17 protein-coding genes are annotated in these 17502 nt (G+C 46.9%); all 17 read left to right on the top strand.

All coding sequences use genetic code 11. From position 1 onward, the window contains the following. Positions 1-51: 51 nt before the first annotated feature. The gene (gene fliJ, locus FIV04_RS04140) at positions 52-489 is read left to right on the top strand and encodes a flagellar export protein FliJ (RefSeq protein WP_152468331.1); all 438 of its coding nucleotides are present in this window, start codon (positions 52-54) and stop codon (positions 487-489) included. Positions 490-665: 176 nt separating this feature from the next. Further along, positions 666-3029, top strand: a complete 2364-nt coding sequence (locus FIV04_RS04145; protein ID WP_152468332.1) for a flagellar hook-length control protein FliK — start codon at positions 666-668, stop codon at positions 3027-3029. A gap of 54 nt (positions 3030-3083) precedes the next feature. Next, a complete protein-coding gene (gene fliL, locus FIV04_RS04150; RefSeq protein ID WP_032549757.1) occupies positions 3084-3572 on the top strand; it encodes a flagellar basal body-associated protein FliL in 489 nt (162 codons plus the stop codon). A 7-nt stretch (positions 3573-3579) separates the two neighbouring features. After that, positions 3580-4623, top strand: coding sequence for a flagellar motor switch protein FliM (gene fliM / locus FIV04_RS04155; RefSeq protein WP_032549655.1), 1044 nt, complete (start codon positions 3580-3582; stop codon positions 4621-4623). Positions 4624-4647: 24 nt separating this feature from the next. Beyond that, positions 4648-5058 (top strand): flagellar motor switch protein FliN, encoded by a 411-nt coding sequence (gene fliN, locus FIV04_RS04160; protein ID WP_004739851.1) that lies wholly within the window; start codon positions 4648-4650, stop codon positions 5056-5058. Beyond that, the gene (gene fliO / locus FIV04_RS04165; RefSeq protein WP_152468333.1) at positions 5058-5450 is read left to right on the top strand and encodes a flagellar biosynthetic protein FliO; all 393 of its coding nucleotides are present in this window, start codon (positions 5058-5060) and stop codon (positions 5448-5450) included. Before fliN ends, fliO begins: the two co-directional genes overlap by 1 nt. After that, complete coding sequence (fliP, locus tag FIV04_RS04170) at positions 5437-6354, top strand: flagellar type III secretion system pore protein FliP (protein ID WP_150871448.1); 918 nt, start codon at positions 5437-5439, stop codon at positions 6352-6354. Before fliO ends, fliP begins: the two co-directional genes overlap by 14 nt. An 11-nt stretch (positions 6355-6365) precedes the next feature. Next, positions 6366-6635: a flagellar biosynthesis protein FliQ gene (fliQ, locus tag FIV04_RS04175; RefSeq protein WP_004739854.1), complete on the top strand. Its 270-nt coding sequence runs from the start codon at positions 6366-6368 to the stop codon at positions 6633-6635. Between the two features lie 5 nt (positions 6636-6640). After that, a complete protein-coding gene (gene fliR, locus FIV04_RS04180) occupies positions 6641-7423 on the top strand; it encodes a flagellar biosynthetic protein FliR (protein WP_032549653.1) in 783 nt (260 codons plus the stop codon). A 34-nt stretch (positions 7424-7457) separates the two neighbouring features. Continuing rightward, positions 7458-8588 (top strand): flagellar biosynthesis protein FlhB, encoded by a 1131-nt coding sequence (gene flhB, locus FIV04_RS04185; protein WP_152468334.1) that lies wholly within the window; start codon positions 7458-7460, stop codon positions 8586-8588. Positions 8589-8779: 191 nt separating this feature from the next. After that, positions 8780-10879 (top strand): flagellar biosynthesis protein FlhA, encoded by a 2100-nt coding sequence (gene flhA / locus FIV04_RS04190; protein ID WP_152468335.1) that lies wholly within the window; start codon positions 8780-8782, stop codon positions 10877-10879. A 27-nt stretch (positions 10880-10906) separates the two neighbouring features. After that, on the top strand, positions 10907-12385 hold the full coding sequence (gene flhF / locus FIV04_RS04195) for a flagellar biosynthesis protein FlhF (protein ID WP_152468336.1): 1479 nt from the start codon (positions 10907-10909) through the stop codon (positions 12383-12385). A 13-nt stretch (positions 12386-12398) separates the two neighbouring features. Further along, positions 12399-13286, top strand: a complete 888-nt coding sequence (locus FIV04_RS04200) for a MinD/ParA family protein (protein WP_032549648.1) — start codon at positions 12399-12401, stop codon at positions 13284-13286. Beyond that, positions 13279-14013 carry an RNA polymerase sigma factor FliA gene (locus tag FIV04_RS04205; protein ID WP_152468337.1) on the top strand — a complete coding sequence of 245 codons (735 nt, stop codon included), beginning with the start codon at positions 13279-13281 and terminating at the stop codon, positions 14011-14013. The genes FIV04_RS04200 and FIV04_RS04205 overlap by 8 nt, the downstream gene beginning before the upstream one ends. Positions 14014-14056: 43 nt before the next feature. Beyond that, positions 14057-14425 carry a chemotaxis response regulator CheY gene (gene cheY, locus FIV04_RS04210; RefSeq protein ID WP_008218307.1) on the top strand — a complete coding sequence of 123 codons (369 nt, stop codon included), beginning with the start codon at positions 14057-14059 and terminating at the stop codon, positions 14423-14425. 111 nt (positions 14426-14536) lie between these two features. Beyond that, a complete protein-coding gene (locus FIV04_RS04215; protein ID WP_150895501.1) occupies positions 14537-15268 on the top strand; it encodes a protein phosphatase CheZ in 732 nt (243 codons plus the stop codon). 9 nt (positions 15269-15277) lie between these two features. Continuing rightward, on the top strand, positions 15278-17494 hold the full coding sequence (locus FIV04_RS04220; protein ID WP_152468338.1) for a chemotaxis protein CheA: 2217 nt from the start codon (positions 15278-15280) through the stop codon (positions 17492-17494). The last annotated feature ends 8 nt before the right edge of the window (positions 17495-17502 follow it).

Genomic DNA, 17502 nt, shown 5'->3' on the forward strand with positions numbered 1-17502 from the left:
TGTGACGATCGTTAATGATATGACAGTGTTTACTAAGCAGAGTGTTTGCTAATGGATAACGCACTTGAATTCTTGCTAGAGCAAGCAAAAGAGAAAGAGAATCAGGCGGTGTTGGCACTCAACAAAGCCAATGCTGAGCTGCAAGTTTATTACGAACAAGTCGCACAGATTGAGAAATACCGCTTGGATTATTGTCAGCAATTAGTCGATCGCGGTAAAGCTGGGCTAACAGCGAGCCAATATGGACACCTGAATCGATTTCTTACTCAATTAGATGACACGCTATCCAAACAAAAAGAGGCAGAGGGGCACTTCAAGAGCCAGGTTGATAACTGCCAAGAGTATTGGATGGAACTACGCAAACAGCGTAAGTCATACGAATGGTTAATGGAAAAGAAGCAGAAAGAAAAAGCGAAGCTGCAAGACCAACGTGAGCAGAAACAGATGGATGAGTTTTCGACTCTGTTATACAGCCGACAACGTCGCTAGTTTTTCCCTCAATCTCACACTTTATTGACATTTCTCACAGTATTGTTCTCTCAGGCATGTTTTTTGCTTCATTAGTTCTGTTATTACGCTCTTGAGTCTTTAGGGCTCGGAGCTTCACTTTCTTTTTGCCGTTCCAAGTATCTTGGCGTCAAAGCGATTAGATAGAGCTTGTACATATGAATGTTAGTCCTTCTTCAAATTCAGTCACTAGCAAAGCCACTTCATTGCTGGAGCCAAGCGGATCTTCAGCACAAACGAGTGAGGGCGGTGAATCTAAAGGTTTCTTCGCTTCCCTCAAAGATGCACTGGGTCTGGGTGAAGAGGTAAAGGCTGAGCCAAGTAAAGCGAGCAAAGCAAGTGAGTCAGACGATGCAGAGAAAGTGGCCTCTGACTCTAGTGATGCTGAAAAGTCTGAGAAAGTCGCGGATACAATGAAGAAGGTCGATGGCGACGAACAAGCGACCAGTTCAAAAACAGCGTCACAGAGTGAAGATGCACTTTTAAAAGGCGAGAGCGACGATAAACCAGCAATCACTGACGGTAAGCAAATAACAGAGAGTAAAGCGGCTGACTCCAATAAGGCAGCGGCGAATGAGAGTGGTGCGCAGAAATCGGGTGAATCTACAGCTGCTTCAGCCAAAGAGCAGGCACCTGTTGAAGGCGTTTCTGCTGTTCAAAAAATGCAAGGTACTGAGTCGCAATCAAAGCCTTCAGTGGAGACAGACAAGCCTCGATCAGCTCAAACGAATACGTCAGAACTAAAACATATTGCTCCAAACGCGGCGGATGCAAGTAAGGCCTCGGCAGCAATGAGTGAAGGCAATAAACTGCTCGGCCAGCTGGATGAGGCAAATAAAACCTTACAAGCCTCAACAAACGGCAAAGCTTTGCCTCAAGCAGCCACCACACCGGTGACAGGCTTTAATGCTCAGTCGTCGCAAGCGATTAAGGCTGACTTGGCGTCTAATACTGGTCCTATTACTCCAGTCGGTGTGTCGGCAGCGACTCAACAGCCTCAGCATATGGCGATGATGAGTGCAGGTGTCCCTGCTGGTGTTTCAGTTGGCGCGGTCGGTAGTGAAGCAGTTTTACAAACGGATACTGTGTCCAAAGTGAATACGACTGATGCTCAAACTTCTCAACAGTTGGCCGCACTGGAACAAAAAGTAGTCATGATGACTAACGGCGCCCCCGTGTCTCAACTCGATCAAGTGCAAGTGCAACAGTTGATGCAGCAAGGCGTGACTCCAGAGCAGATCGAACAGTTAGTAAAAGCAGAGCAAAGCACCATGAACTCTGCTTCTCAGCTTTCTCAATCGTCACAACCGTTGACGCAAGCTGAATTGGAATTGGCGGCTGAAGTAGAAATGCATACTCAAGCCATCAATCAATTAAATACCCAAATTGAAGCGACTGAAGTGGTTGTTAATGAACTAGAGACCAAACAGCTAAGTGGCGAGGATCTTTCTGATGCTGAAAAGGCCACTTTAGCAAAAGCGTCGTCTGAACTAGTCGTGCTTCAACAGCAGCGTACGCAGTTAGTTGAGCAGGCGAGTCTGCTGTATAGCCAAGCGCCTGCAACGATCAATTGGGATACACCGGTGGAATCGTCAGAAGTTGCAACGGATAACCTCGAAGAGTGGGCAGCAACAGCGGCAGTTGCAGCAGGTGCAACTCAGCATGCAATGCAACAGAATGTGGCAGCAGATAAAGTTCAAGCAGCGCTAGCTCAGTCAAACCAAGCTCAAACGCTTCAAATGCAACAGACTCAACAAGCGGCAGCCCAACAAGCATCTAATGCAGCATCTGCACCAGTTTCAGCTCAGGCATCATCGGTAGATCTTAACCTTGCCGCTGCACATAATGTTGCGGCTAATCCGATGGGCACAGAGATGTTAGCCGCTAAGGCCGCTTCCAAGGATGCCATTCTAAAAGCAGGTTCAGGAGCTGCAGCGCTGGCAGGTTTGGGGCGAGCAGCAGGCAAAGATGACAGCAAAGAGAGCAGTTTTGCTCAGCAAATAGCCTCAGCGGCAGGTGCACAAGGGACAACACCAGTCGGTTCAGCACCGACGCGAGCAGAAATTCAAGCGGCACAACAAGCTCCACTTCAGCTGACTAAAGAGCTCGCCAATGAGCAAGTGGCTGAAAAAGTTCAAATGATGATGTCTAAGAATTTGAAGAATCTGGATATCCGATTGGACCCGCCGGAGCTTGGACAGTTAAAGATCCGCATGACAATGAACAATGATGTGGCGAATGTTCACTTTACCGTGACCAACCAGCAAGCCCGTGACGTGATTGAGCAGACATTACCAAGGCTACGTGAGATGCTTGCTCAGCAAGGTATGCAGCTTGCTGATTCATCGGTGCAGCAACAAAGTACCGGGCAAGGACAAGATCGCTACAACAGCGGTGAAGGTGGTGGACAATCAGGCTCAGGAAGTGCAAATGATGGACAAGGTGACGAAAACCTTGATAGCAGCAGCAATCTTGAATTGAATGTCGCGTCAAAGCGTGATGGAATTAGTTATTACGCCTAATATTAGGTGCACATCAGACAGTTAGATGGTTTTAACGAAGAATTAGAGATAAGCATGGCAGAAGAACAAGAAGCACCCAAAGGCAAAAGTAAATTACTGATCATTATTATTGCCGTAGTCGTGTTGCTACTAGGTGGTGGTGGCGCAGCATTTTTCTTAATGGGCTCTGACGACAGCACAGCGGAAGCCGAAACCGAAGCGCAGGCGCCAGTGACTGCAGCTGAACCTGTCGCTTATGTAAATATTCCACAACCGTTCCTATTTAATGTCTCTGGAGACAAAAAGGATCGTCTGGTTCAAATTAAAGCGCAATTAATGGTGCGAGGCAGCAAGAATGAAGAGCTTGCTCGTTACCACTCGCCATTGGTTGAAAGTACTCTACTGGCTACGTTTGCCTCTGCGACTGTAGACCAGTTACGCTCACCAACAGGGCGCATCGAGCTACGCGATAAAGCGACAGAAGATATCAAGGCGAGCCTGACTCAGGCCGTTGGACAACCTGTTATTGAAAAAGTGTTATTCACTGACTTTGTGATTCAGTAGGTAATCTGTGACCGATTTATTAAGCCAAGACGAAATTGATGCGCTGTTACACGGCGTAGATGATGTTGAAGAGGTAGAAGAAGTCTTAGAGACTGAGTCGGATAATGCCGTCAACTTTGACTTCTCCTCTCAAGATCGAATCGTCCGTGGTCGAATGCCGACCCTCGAGCTTATTAACGAGCGTTTTGCGCGTCATATGCGTATCAGCTTGTTTAATATGTTGAGAAAAACGGCAGAAGTCTCGATTAACGGCGTACAAATGATGAAGTTTGGTGAATACCAAAATACGTTGTACGTACCGACCAGTCTTAACATGGTGCGCTTCAGACCGCTGAAAGGTACGGCGCTGATCACCATGGAAGCCCGTCTAGTATTCATTCTGGTAGAGAACTTTTTTGGTGGTGATGGTCGATTCCACGCCAAGATTGAAGGTCGTGAATTTACCCCGACTGAGCGTCGTATCATCCAACTGCTGCTTAAAATTGTGTTTGAAGACTACAAAGAAGCGTGGTCTCCAGTGATGGGCGTTGAGTTTGAATATCTAGATTCAGAAGTAAACCCAAGCATGGCAAACATCGTGAGCCCAACTGAGGTGATCGTTGTGAGCTCATTCCATATTGAAGTCGATGGCGGCGGTGGTGATTTCCACGTTGTTATGCCGTACTCCATGGTGGAGCCAATCCGTGAATTGCTCGATGCCGGTGTTCAGTCAGATAAGATGGAAACCGATGTGCGTTGGAGCACCGCTCTGCGCGATGAGATCATGGATGTACCGGTTAACTTCCGTGTAAACCTTCTTGAGCAAGATATCTCGCTACGTGACCTAATGGAGTTACGTCCAGGTGATGTCATCCCAATGGACATGCCAGAACATGCGACCATGTTTGTTGAAGAGCTCCCAACATATCGTGTGAAAATGGGGCGCTCTGGAGAGAAGCTGGCCGTACAGATATCAGAGAAGATTGAACGACCACACGTGGTTAAAACAGACCTTGCGTTCTTGGGTAAAGACTTGATGTCTGAGCTTGAGAATGATGAAGACAACGAATAATAAGTACGAAAATAGGATTTGGTAATGGAACCTAGTGAAGATCAAAAGTTGGCAGACGAATGGGCTGCCGCACTTGGTGAAGATCCGTCGGCACCTTCGATTGATGTGGACGACGTGTTAGCGGCACCACTGGATGAGTTGACTGATTCTTCCTCGCCAATCTCTGAAGATGAGCGTCGTAAGCTCGACACCATCATGGATATTCCGGTGACTATTTCTATGGAAGTCGGTCGTTCGCAAATCAGTATCCGTAACTTGCTGCAATTAAACCAAGGTTCAGTAGTTGAACTTGACCGTATCGCGGGCGAATCTTTGGATGTGATGGTTAACGGAACCTTGATTGCCCATGGCGAAGTGGTTGTGGTCAATGACAAGTTTGGTATTCGTTTGACCGACGTAATCAGCCAGACAGAACGTATTAAGAAGTTGCGTTAATGGCAGTGCGGATTCAAGCGCTGGTGATGGGGTTAATCATGGCCCCTTCTTATGCATTTGCTGCCGCGCCAGACCTCGATTTAGCGACCACATTTGGGTCGCTAATTTTGGTTATAGGCTTCATTTTATTTCTTGCTTGGCTTCTTAAGCGTATGCAAGTACCTGCGATGACCAATCAGCAAGGTTTGTCGATTATTCGCCAGATTCCGGTAGGCACTAAAGAGCGTATCGCGATTGTTCAAGCGGGAGAAGAGCAGTTCTTGGTTGGCATTACCAGCCAATCGATTCAGCTAATCTCAAAGCTTGAAGAGCCTTTATCAAAAGAGATGTTGGAAAAAAGTACCTTTTCAAATCAACTCTCTCAGCTAATAAAGAAAGATGCCAATAAGTAACGGATTTACTCACTCAACGAGTCATAATTTCACTTCAGCTCTGACATCAGTATGTATCACTCTCATGCTGATGGTGTCGCTATTGTTGAGCCAATCTGCAATGGCGCAAGCCGAAGATGGACCAATTCCAGCAAACATCGCAGGATCTGAGTCCGTTACGGTCAGCACAATGCAGCAGGACCAAGCGTCAGCTCAAACCATTACCACAGGTAGCCTCACTGGTAGCGGTGGAGGTATTCCTGCCTTTACCATGACTACCAATGATGAAGGTGGCGAAGACTACTCGATTAACCTTCAGATTCTGGCACTAATGACCATGCTGGGCTTCTTGCCGGCTATGGTTATCTTGATGACGTCGTTTACGCGTATCGTAGTCGTGATGTCTATCTTGCGTCAGGCGATGGGTCTACAACAGACGCCATCTAACCAAGTGATTATTGGTATCGCTATCTTTTTAACCTTCTTTATCATGTCTCCGGTGATCAATCAGGTAAATGAACAAGCCGTTCAGCCATACTTGAATGAACAAATCTCCGCTCGACAGGCATTTGATGTGGCTCAGGAGCCGATCAAAGCCTTCATGCTAAAACAGACTCGAATTAAAGACTTAGAGACCTTTGTTCAGATCTCAGGCGCTGAAGTGCAAAACCCAGAAGACGTATCGATGGCGATTCTGATACCTGCGTTTATCACCTCTGAGCTTAAGACGGCATTCCAGATTGGCTTCATGCTGTTCTTACCATTTTTGATCATCGACCTTGTTGTCGCCTCGGTATTGATGGCAATGGGTATGATGATGCTCTCGCCAATGATCGTATCGCTACCATTCAAACTGATGCTGTTTGTATTGGTTGATGGCTGGAACTTGATACTCTCCACCCTTGCCGGCAGTTTTGCCTTGTAGCTGGGGGAAACATGAATCCAGAGATATTTGTCGAGTTATTTAGGGATGCACTTTGGATGGTACTCATCATGGTATGTGCCATCATCATCCCGAGTTTGTTAATCGGTCTGGTTGTGGCAATTTTCCAAGCCGCGACCTCAATTAACGAACAAACCTTGAGTTTCTTACCCCGTCTGATTGTGACGCTTTTGGCTCTGATGCTGTTTGCGCACTGGATGACGCAGATGATGATGGAGTTCTTTTTCGAACTCATTGAGCGTCTGCCGCAAGTCTTGTACTAACGCCTATGGAATACCCGGCGTCCGTTGTTCTCGATTGGTTAGCGAACTATTTTTGGCCTTATACTCGTATCTCATCAATGTTGATGGTGATGACGGTAACCGGGGCGCGCTTTGTTTCACCTCGAATTCGTCTCTATCTTGGCCTCGCGATTACTTTTGCTGTGATGCCAGCCATTCCTGCGGTACCTCAAGATATTGAACTACTCTCGTTTAAGGGCTTTTTGACTCTGTTTGAGCAGGTGTTAATTGGTATTGCGATGGGGATTGTGACCCAGTTTATGATTCAGACATTCGTAATGCTGGGTCAGATTCTCGGTATGCAATCGAGCTTGGGCTTTGCCTCGATGGTTGACCCGGCCAATGGACAAAACACTCCAGTTCTTGGTCAGCTGTTTATGTTCCTCGCGACCATGTTTTTCTTGGTCACCGACGGCCATCTGAAGATGCTACAGCTGGTGGTGTTTAGCTTTAAAACTCTACCGATTGGTAGTGGGTCGCTTACTGCTGTTGATTTTAGAGAGCTAGCTCTGTGGCTTGGTATTATGTTCAAAACAGCGTTGGCGATGTCACTCTCTGGCATTATTGCGCTACTTACGATTAACCTGTCGTTTGGTGTAATGACGCGTGCCGCGCCACAATTGAATATCTTCTCGCTCGGTTTCGCGTTTGCGTTGTTGGTTGGTTTGCTATTATGTTGGTACATCTTGGGCGGCCTATACGGTCACTATGAACTGTTCTGGATGCAAGGCGAACAGCAAATTTGTCGCTTGATCCGGTTGGATTGTTAGGTCAATAGACCCTATTTAATAGCAGGAGGCTGAATTGGCAGAGTCAGACGGTCAAGAACGCACAGAAGAGGCCACGCCCAGACGCTTGCAACAGGCCAAAGAGAAAGGGCAGGTTGCAAGGTCAAAAGAGCTCGCGTCAGCGTCAGTATTAATTATCGGAGCCGTCGCTTTAATGTGGTTTGGTGAATCTATGGCCAAAGCACTGTTCGAAGCGATGCAACGTCTGTTTTCTCTCAGCCGTGAAGAAATCTTTGACACCACTAAATTGCTAGAAATAGCGGGTGGTGCGATGGTCAATTTGCTGTTTCCGCTGCTTCTCATTCTGGTTACTCTGTTTGTTGCTGCCGTTATTGGTGCTGCTGGTGTCGGCGGGATCAGCTTCTCAATGCAAGCCGCAATGCCCAAAGCATCTAAGTTGAATCCACTCAGTGGTATCAAGCGAATGTTTGGTATGCAGAGCTGGGTAGAGTTGATTAAGTCGATCCTTAAAGTGGCTCTGGTGTCGGGCATGGCCATCTATCTGATTCAAGCCTCCCAAGGCGATTTGATGCAGCTGAGTATGGATGTCTACCCACAAAACATCTTTCACGCGCTCGATATTCTGCTTAATTTCATCCTGTTGATCAGTTGCTCGCTGCTCATCGTGGTGGCTATCGATATTCCATTTCAAATTTGGCAACACGCTGACCAGTTGAAGATGACCAAGCAAGAAGTGAAAGACGAATACAAAGATACGGAAGGTAAGCCTGAGGTGAAAGGGCGTATTCGTATGCTTCAACGTGAAGCTGCGCAGCGTCGTATGATGGCGGACGTTCCACAAGCCGATGTTATCGTCACCAACCCAGAGCACTTCTCAGTTGCGCTGCGTTATAAGCAAGACCAAGACAAGGCGCCCGTTGTTGTTGCTAAGGGCGTTGATCATATGGCGATGAAGATACGTGAAGTGGCACGTGAACACGATATCTATATCGTACCTGTACCGCCGCTTGCGCGTGCTTTGTATCATACAACAGAGCTTGAACAACAAATTCCTGACGGCTTATTTACGGCGGTGGCGCAAGTGCTTGCGTATGTTTTCCAGCTTAAGCAGTACCGTAAACGTGGCGGTGAACGCCCGAAACTGCAACAATCTAATATGCCGATCCCACCTGAGTTACGTCATTAGATCAAATACTTGAGCTCAGTCGAGTGAATGCGGATAATGACGGTTAACGAAAATCAATGTCGTCATGATGCAGTGTCGATAAATTGACGACTCGACACTGGTATGGTGCTTGCTATACCAATGCTGATTTGATAACCCTGATGTCGCGGTATTTCGCAGTGGCATCAAAGATAGCGATGCAGTCCTGATTTATGAAATTCTCCTTACCTTTCTCGGATAAGCTACCCAAGCTACCAAACCGCGCGATGCCAGCTGTAGGTGCGCCAGTCATGGTCTTGGCGACGCTCGCTATGGTGATCTTACCGATCCCTGCTTTCCTACTGGATATGTTTTTCACCTTTAATATCGCGTTGGCAATGGTGGTGCTACTGGTAACGGTTTATACCCGACGACCTCTCGACTTTGCCGCTTTCCCTACTGTGTTGCTTATCGCAACGCTATTAAGACTTGCATTGAACGTAGCATCAACGCGTGTGGTTCTTCTCTATGGTCATGAAGGGGGAGATGCGGCCGGTAACGTTATCGAGGCATTCGGTAACGTGGTAATTGGTGGTAACTACGCTGTCGGTCTGGTGGTCTTCTTGATCTTGATGATCATTAACTTCATGGTTGTAACCAAAGGTGCTGGTCGTATTTCAGAAGTAAGTGCGCGTTTTACCTTGGATGCATTACCAGGCAAACAGATGGCAATCGATGCCGACTTGAATGCGGGGTTGATTGACCAAGAGCAAGCGCGTACTCGTCGTTTTGAAGTAACCAAAGAAGCCGATTTCTACGGCTCAATGGATGGTGCGTCAAAATTCGTTAAAGGTGATGCCATTGCCGGTATCTTGATTCTCTTCATCAATATTATCGGTGGTTTGAGCATCGGTATGGCGCAGTTTGGTCTGGGCTTTGGTGAAGCGATCGAGATCTACACCCTGCTAACCATTGGTGATGGCTTGGTTGCACAGATTCCATCGCTATTGCTTTCGATTGCAGCAGCAATGATGGTAACTCGTCAGAATACCGATGAAGACATGGGACAACAACTGGTGTTCCAGATGTTCGACAACCCGAAAGCTCTGATGATCACCGCGGCGATCCTTGGTGTGATGGGTATTGTGCCGGGTATGCCTCACTTTGCGTTTTTGACTCTAGCGATAGCAGCAGGATCTGGTGCGTATTTCATTGATAAAAAGCAGAAGCAAAAAGCCAAAGAACCGAAACTGCCTGCTGCGATGGAGCCAGGTGGCGAAGCACCGGCGCAAAAAGAGCTATCTTGGGATGATGTTCAGCCTGTTGATACCATCGGCCTAGAAGTGGGCTATCGTCTGATTCCTTTGGTTGACAAAGACCAAGGCGGTGAGTTGCTTGAACGCGTTAAAGGTGTACGTAAAAAACTGTCTCAAGACTTTGGTTTCCTTATTCCAGCGGTTCATATTCGTGACAATCTCGAATTAACCCCCAACAGCTATCGAATTACTCTAATGGGCGTGGCAGTCGGTGAGGCTGAGATCAAGCCCGATATGGAACTGGCGATTAACCCTGGCCAGGTCTACGGCATGATCGATGGTGAACCAACCATTGACCCAGCGTTTGGCCTAGAAGCGGTGTGGATCCGTGAAGAGCAGCGTGAACATGCACAAGCTCTGGGTTATACCGTCGTAGATTCATCAACAGTATTGGCGACTCACCTGAGCCAGTTGTTAACTAATAACGCATCACAACTGCTTGGTCATGAAGAAGTGCAAAATCTATTGGAGATGCTCAGCCGCTCTGCACCCAAGCTGGTGGAAGGCTTTGTACCAGACCAACTGCAACTGGGAGTGGTGGTTAAAGTGCTTCAGAACCTGCTTAATGAAGCGATTCCGATTCGAGATGTGCGCACTATCGTACAAACTTTGGCGGAGTATTCGGGCAAGAGTCAAGAACCTGACATTCTTACAGCTGCAGTTCGCATCTCTCTGAAACGACTAATTGTTCAGGAAATCAATGGGATAGAACCAGAATTGCCTGTTATAACACTAATTCCTGAGCTGGAACAAATCTTGCATCAAACAATGCAGGCATCCGGTGGTGAATCTGCAGGAATTGAGCCTGGATTGGCAGAGCGTTTACAGACGTCACTGAGTCAGGCAACCCAAGAGCAAGAGCTTAAAGGAGAACCAGCGGTACTGCTTACTTCTGGTGTATTGCGATCAACATTAGCCAAGTTTGTTAAGAACACGATCCCAAGCTTACGAGTCCTCTCTTACCAAGAGATCCCAGACGAGAAGCAGATCCGAATCGTACAAGCTGTTGGAAACTAATCCGCGTAATAAGAACGGACTATTGAATTGAAAATTAAACGATTTTTTGCAAAAGATATGCGAACAGCGTTGCTCCAAGTGAAAGAAGAACTTGGCTCCGATGCTGTGATCATGTCTAACAAAAAGGTCGCAGGTGGCGTTGAAATCGTTGCAGCTATTGATGGTGAGTCTAATCAACCAGCAGCGGCGCCACGACTTAACAAGCCTCAGCCTTCGCAGAGTCAGTATACGCAAATGGCGGCACCAAAATCGGGTCAGCGTCAGCTTGATGATGACAAAGTGAGTATTGGCGGTTCTGGCTCAGAGAGCGGCCGTTCAATGACTAAACGCTTTGCGAATATGCTTAAGCAGTACAGCCATGGCGCAGAGGATGAGTCTCAACACCGTGCGGAAAATGAAGATTCGTTATCTGCGTTGTTAAACCGACAATCGGGTAACAAACACAATGTTGATTCAGCGTTCTCTTCTCATGAGTCTGGCCTTGCAAAATTAATTGCAGAAGATCGCCGTGTTGAGCGTCCACCGCATCGCTTAGACCCAACTCGCTACGACCGTGGACGTGAGCCAGAGTCGTCACGCAACTCAGATTCTGAAATGGAAACGATGCGTGAAGAGATGACCTCAATTCGTCGTCTGCTCGAGCATCAAGTTTCTGGACTGATGTGGCAAGAGGTCGAGCGTCGTGAACCACTACGCGCAATGCTGATCAAACGACTTGAACGTATGGGTGTCTCTCCAGAGCTTGCTGACCAAATGGCTTGTTATATCCCTGAAGACACCAAGCCTGCGCGAGCGTGGAAAGCACTGTTGGCGCTGGTGGCGGATCAGATCACAGTAACCCAGAAAGATATTCTTAAACGTGGTGGCGTTGTGGCTCTTTTAGGGCCAACGGGCGTAGGTAAAACCACAACCGTTGCGAAGCTCGCTGCTCGCGCTGCAATGGAGTACGGTGCAGACAATGTTGCACTCGTTACTACCGACACCTATAGAATTGGTGCACATGAGCAACTCTCAATATATGGAAGAATTATGGGTTGTCCCGTAAGAGTTGCTAAAGATTCTAAAGAATTGGCCGATGTTATATATCAACTGCGTAACCGTCGCCTAATTCTGGTTGATACTGCAGGCATGGGACAGAGAGATGTTCGCCTGTCTGAGCAGTTAGACACACTGATGCAAGAGAGTGGTTCCGTAATTCACAGCTACTTGGTGTTGCCGGCTACAGCGCAGCGCAAAGTTCTGCAAGAGACGATAGAACACTTTAGAAGAATCCCGCTGTCGGGATGCATCCTAACTAAGCTAGATGAATCGCTAAGTTTGGGTGAATTCATCAGTGTAGTAATACAAAATGCATTACCAGTTGCGTACATCGCAAATGGTCAACGAGTTCCTGAAGATATCGTTATTGCTCAACCGAAGTACATGATTGCTAAGGCGAATGAGCTACTCGAGAAATCGACAGAGAATGAACCTCACTACTGGAATAGCGATTCTGAAGGACTCTAGGCGGCGGATAAATATGACTGAAAATATGATACATGACCAAGCTAGCGGCCTCCGTCGCTTAACAAAGCCTTCTTTGACCAAAGTTATTGCGGTAACTGGTGGTAAAGGTGGTGTGGGTAAATCTAACGTCACTCTTGGACTGGCTATCTGTATGGCACGTCAGGGCAAGAAGGTTATGGTGCTGGATGCCGATTTAGGCCTGGCTAACGTAGACATCATGTTAGGTATTCGTTCTAAACGAAACCTAGGCCACGTATTGGCAGGTGAGTGTGAGCTAAAAGACGCGATTGTGGAAGGTCCACACGGAATTAAGATTATTCCAGCGACGTCAGGCACTCAGAGCATGACCGAACTATCGCATGCGCAACACGCCGGTCTGATTCGAGCGTTTGGTACGCTAGAAGACGAAATGGACGTTTTGCTAATCGATACAGCTGCTGGTATATCTGACATGGTTGTGAGCTTCTCAAGAGCTGCACAGGACGTTGTTGTAGTCGTTTGTGATGAACCAACTTCGATCACTGATGCATATGCCTTGATTAAGCTTTTGAGTCGTGAACATCAGGTTCAGCGATTCAAAGTTGTCGCAAATATGGTCAGAAGTTACCGTGAAGGGCGAGAATTATTTGCAAAATTGACGCTTGTCACAGAGCGTTTCTTGAATGTGAGCCTCGAACTCGTAGCATGTATACCTCTAGATGATAAAGTACGTCAATCAGTCAAGAGACAGAAAATCGTAGTGGATGCGTTCCCACGCTCTCCGGCTGCGTTAGCAATTAGCTCATTGGCGAATAAAGCGTTAACTTGGCCGATTCCGAAAACACCAAGTGGTCACTTGGAATTTTTCGTGGAACGTCTGTTAAATCGCAGTACATATGCAGAGGAACCATTTGGTGAATAAAGCGCTTACCTACAATCAACGCGGAAACCTCGATGGGCAGCAAGCCTTCTTCGAGAAGTATTCTGTGCTGGTTAAACGTATCGCTCATCACTTGTTGGGGCGATTGCCGCCTAATGTATTGGTGGATGACTTGATTCAAGCTGGTATGATCGGCTTGATTGAAGCACAGCAGAACTACGATGGTTCAAAAGGCGCGAGTTTTGAAACTTACGCTGGTATTCGAATTCGTGGTGCAATGCTGGATGATATCCGACGAGGCGACTGGGTGCCGAGATCGGTTCATAAGAACAACCGCGAAATCAGCAATGCCATTGCTGAACTTGAAGCGACTTTGAACCGAGATCCAAGCGATGCTGAAATCGCGAAGCACATGGGACTGACTTTAGAGCAGTATCACAGCGCTTTAACGGATATAAATTGTTCAAAGTTGGTCGGAATCGAAGATTTAGGCGTCTCAGATGATGTAATATCTCCGAATGAAGACTCTCAAGATAACTTACCTTTTCAGGGAGTTGCTGATGAGTCGTTTCGACAAGCTTTGATCGATTCAATAAAACAACTTCCAGAAAGAGAAGGCTTAGTCCTATCTCTTTACTATGACGAAGAACTCAATTTAAAAGAGATTGGGGAAGTATTAGGTGTCAGCGAATCTCGTGTCAGCCAGATATTGAGCCAATCTATGCAGCGTCTGCGCACTAAGTTAAGTGCCTGGACACAGAACGACTAACAACACTGATTTTTATTCAGTGGAGGCTAATTTGAACAAAAACATGAAAATTCTCATTGTTGATGATTTTTCAACGATGCGCCGTATTGTTAAAAACCTACTTCGTGACTTAGGTTTCAACAACACTCAAGAAGCAGATGACGGTCTAACCGCACTTCCTATGCTGAAAAAAGGCGAATTTGATTTCGTGGTAACTGACTGGAACATGCCTGGGATGCAAGGTATCGACTTGCTGAAGCACATCCGTGCTGATGCGGAGCTGAAGCACTTGCCTGTACTTATGATCACTGCAGAAGCGAAACGCGAGCAGATCATTGAAGCAGCGCAAGCGGGTGTTAATGGTTACATTGTTAAGCCTTTCACTGCTGCAACGCTAAAAGAAAAACTAGATAAGATTTTTGAGCGCTTATAAGCCTCAGAGAGAAAGATTTAGGCGCTTCTGGGGGAGCATTAACTTTTTGGTTTCCCGTTTTTCCCATAGATTGAAGCGTCGTAGTATATGCGGAGTAAGGCCGAATTCAGGATGATTTCATTAGAACAAGCAAAAAAATTAGTAGAGCTGCTTGAAAACGATGAGCAGCAACAAGCTGATTCTCTTGTTAGAAGCATGTATGAAGAGAATGTTGGTCTTCAAGACAACCCAATGCTTCAAGAAATAGGTTCTCTGACCCGCGATCTCCATGACTCTTTGACACAATTCAATTTCGATGAACGCATTAGTGTTATCGCAAATGATGAAATCCCAGACGCTCGGGATCGCCTTCAATATGTCATTGATAAAACGGAAGTCGCAGCAAATAAAACGATGGACGCGGTCGATCGTTGTATGCCAATCGCAGACAACCTACATGAGTGTTTACTTCAAGTAAGGCCTCAATGGAATGAACTGATGCATGGCCGCATTGAGCTGGCACAATTTAAAGCTTTATGTCACCGCATTGATGGATTACTTGTTCAAGTAGAAGGTGATAGCACCGAACTGCGCGGACAACTGACTGAAATCTTGATGGCTCAAGACTTCCAAGACTTAACTGGCCAGATCATTGGTAAGGTTATCACTCTTGTAAATGAAGTTGAGGGCCGCTTAGTTGAGATCCTGACCGTGTTTGGTGCGGATCAAGCTAGCCAAAATAAAGAGACCGATAAAAAAGCGTCAACCGAACCTGAAGGGCCAATCATGAACCCTGAAGAGAGAGCAGACGCAGTGGCATCTCAAGATGAAGTCGATGACTTGTTATCCAGTCTTGGATTTTAAAGGTAACGTATGAGCTACGAATTAGACGAAGACATTCTTCAGGACTTTTTAGTCGAAGCGGGTGAAATTCTTGAGCTACTTTCTGAACAGTTAGTAGAACTTGAGAATAACCCAGATGATAAAGATCTACTAAATGCTATTTTCCGAGGTTTCCATACCGTGAAAGGTGGTGCAGGTTTCCTTGCACTTACTGAACTGGTTGATACCTGTCATGGCGCCGAGAATGTGTTCGACATTCTAAGAAATGGCCAACGTAACGTTACAGCAGGTTTGATGGATACCATGCTTCAAGCACTGGATACCGTTAACGTACAGTTCCAAGCGGTTCAAGACCGAGAGCCTTTAGAGCCTGCAGAACAATCTCTGCTGGATGAGTTGCATCGTCTATGTAAACCAGAATCAGAAGATGAGGTTGCTGCTGCTCCTGCGCCTGTAGTTGAAGCCCCAGCACCTGTCATTGAACCTGTTGCTGCACCTGAACCTGCAGCGCCAGCTGATACCAATATTAATGCGTCATCAGTCGATGAAATCTCTCAGGATGAATTCGAAAGACTGCTAGATGAACTGCACGGTAAGGGTGGTTCACCAACTGCAGCCGCAGACGCGACACCGCCTCCTGCACCAGCAGCACCAGCAGCGCCAGCACCTGCGGTAGATAGCGGTGACATTACAGACGATGAGTTTGAAAAGCTGCTCGATGAATTACATGGTGCAGGTAACAGCCCGTCTAACGCGAGCGCAGCGCCACCGCCTCCACCGCCAGCAGCACCAGTTGCCTCAGTTTCTGCAAGCGCAGATGGCGACGACTTGATGACGGATGAAGAGTTTGAAAAACTGCTCGATCAACTGCATGGTTCAGGTAATGGCCCATCAGCAGAAGAGTTAGATGCAGCTACCAAGCCAGCTGAAGTGAAGCCAGCTCCTGCTCCAGTAGCAACTGCGCCTCAGCCTGTTGCTGCACCTACAGCGGTACAAACCCCTGAACCGGTGAAAGCGCCAGCGCCTGTTAAATCAGAAGCAAAAGCACCTGCCGCTAAGAAGCAACAAGCGGAAGCAACGGTACGTGTTGATACTTCAACACTTGACACCATCATGAACATGGTTGGTGAACTTGTGTTGGTACGTAACCGCCTAGTGAGCTTAGGTTTGAACAGCAACGACGAAGAAATGTCGAAAGCTGTTTCTAACTTAGACGTCGTTACTGCAGACCTACAAGGTGCAGTAATGAAGACGCGCATGCAGCCAATTAAGAAAGTATTTGGCCGTTTCCCACGCGTTGTACGTGACTTGGCTCGTAGCCTTAAGAAAGACATTGTACTTGAGATGCGCGGTGAAGAGACCGATCTCGATAAGAACCTCGTAGAGGCTCTTGCGGATCCATTGATTCACTTGGTTCGTAACTCGGTTGACCATGGTATTGAGATGCCTGAAGCACGTGTTGCTGCGGGTAAGTCTCGTACTGGTAAAGTGATTCTGTCTGCTTCACAAGAGGGTGATCATATCGAATTGGCTATCGTTGATGATGGCGGCGGTATGGACCCAGATAAGCTTCGTGCAATTGCGGTGAAACGTGGCTTGATGGATGAAGATGCTGCATCTCGTCTTTCGAACAAAGAGTGTTTTAACCTGATTTTTGCTCCAGGCTTCTCAAGTAAAGAACAAATTTCAGATATCTCTGGCCGTGGTGTAGGTATGGATGTAGTAAAAACTGCAATCAATACTCTGAACGGTTCTATCGATATCGACTCAGAAATGGGTAAGGGAACTAAGATCACAATCAAGGTTCCACTGACGCTAGCAATTCTACCGACATTGATGGTTGGTGTTGCTGGTCACCCATTCGCACTGCCATTGGCATCAGTAAACGAGATCTTCCACTTAGATCTTAGCCGTACAAACGTAGTTGATGGTCAGCTAACGATCATCGTTCGTGAAAAATCGATCCCGCTATTCTATCTACAGAATTGGCTAGCACCGAAAGCAGGCATCGTTGAGCTACGTAAAGGCCATGGTCACGTGGTTATTGTACAACTCGGAAGTCAACGTGTTGGCTTTGTGGTTGATACTTTGATCGGCCAAGAAGAAGTGGTAATTAAACCTCTAGATAATTTGCTACAAGGCACGCCAGGTATGGCGGGAGCAACGATCACCAGTGATGGTCATATTGCTCTTATCTTAGATGTACCAGATCTACTGAAGCAGTACGCAGCAGCGTCTAGAATTTAATTTAAGGA

Source organism: Vibrio sp. THAF190c, assembly GCF_009363355.1.
GTDB classification, from domain to species: domain Bacteria; phylum Pseudomonadota; class Gammaproteobacteria; order Enterobacterales; family Vibrionaceae; genus Vibrio; species Vibrio fortis_A.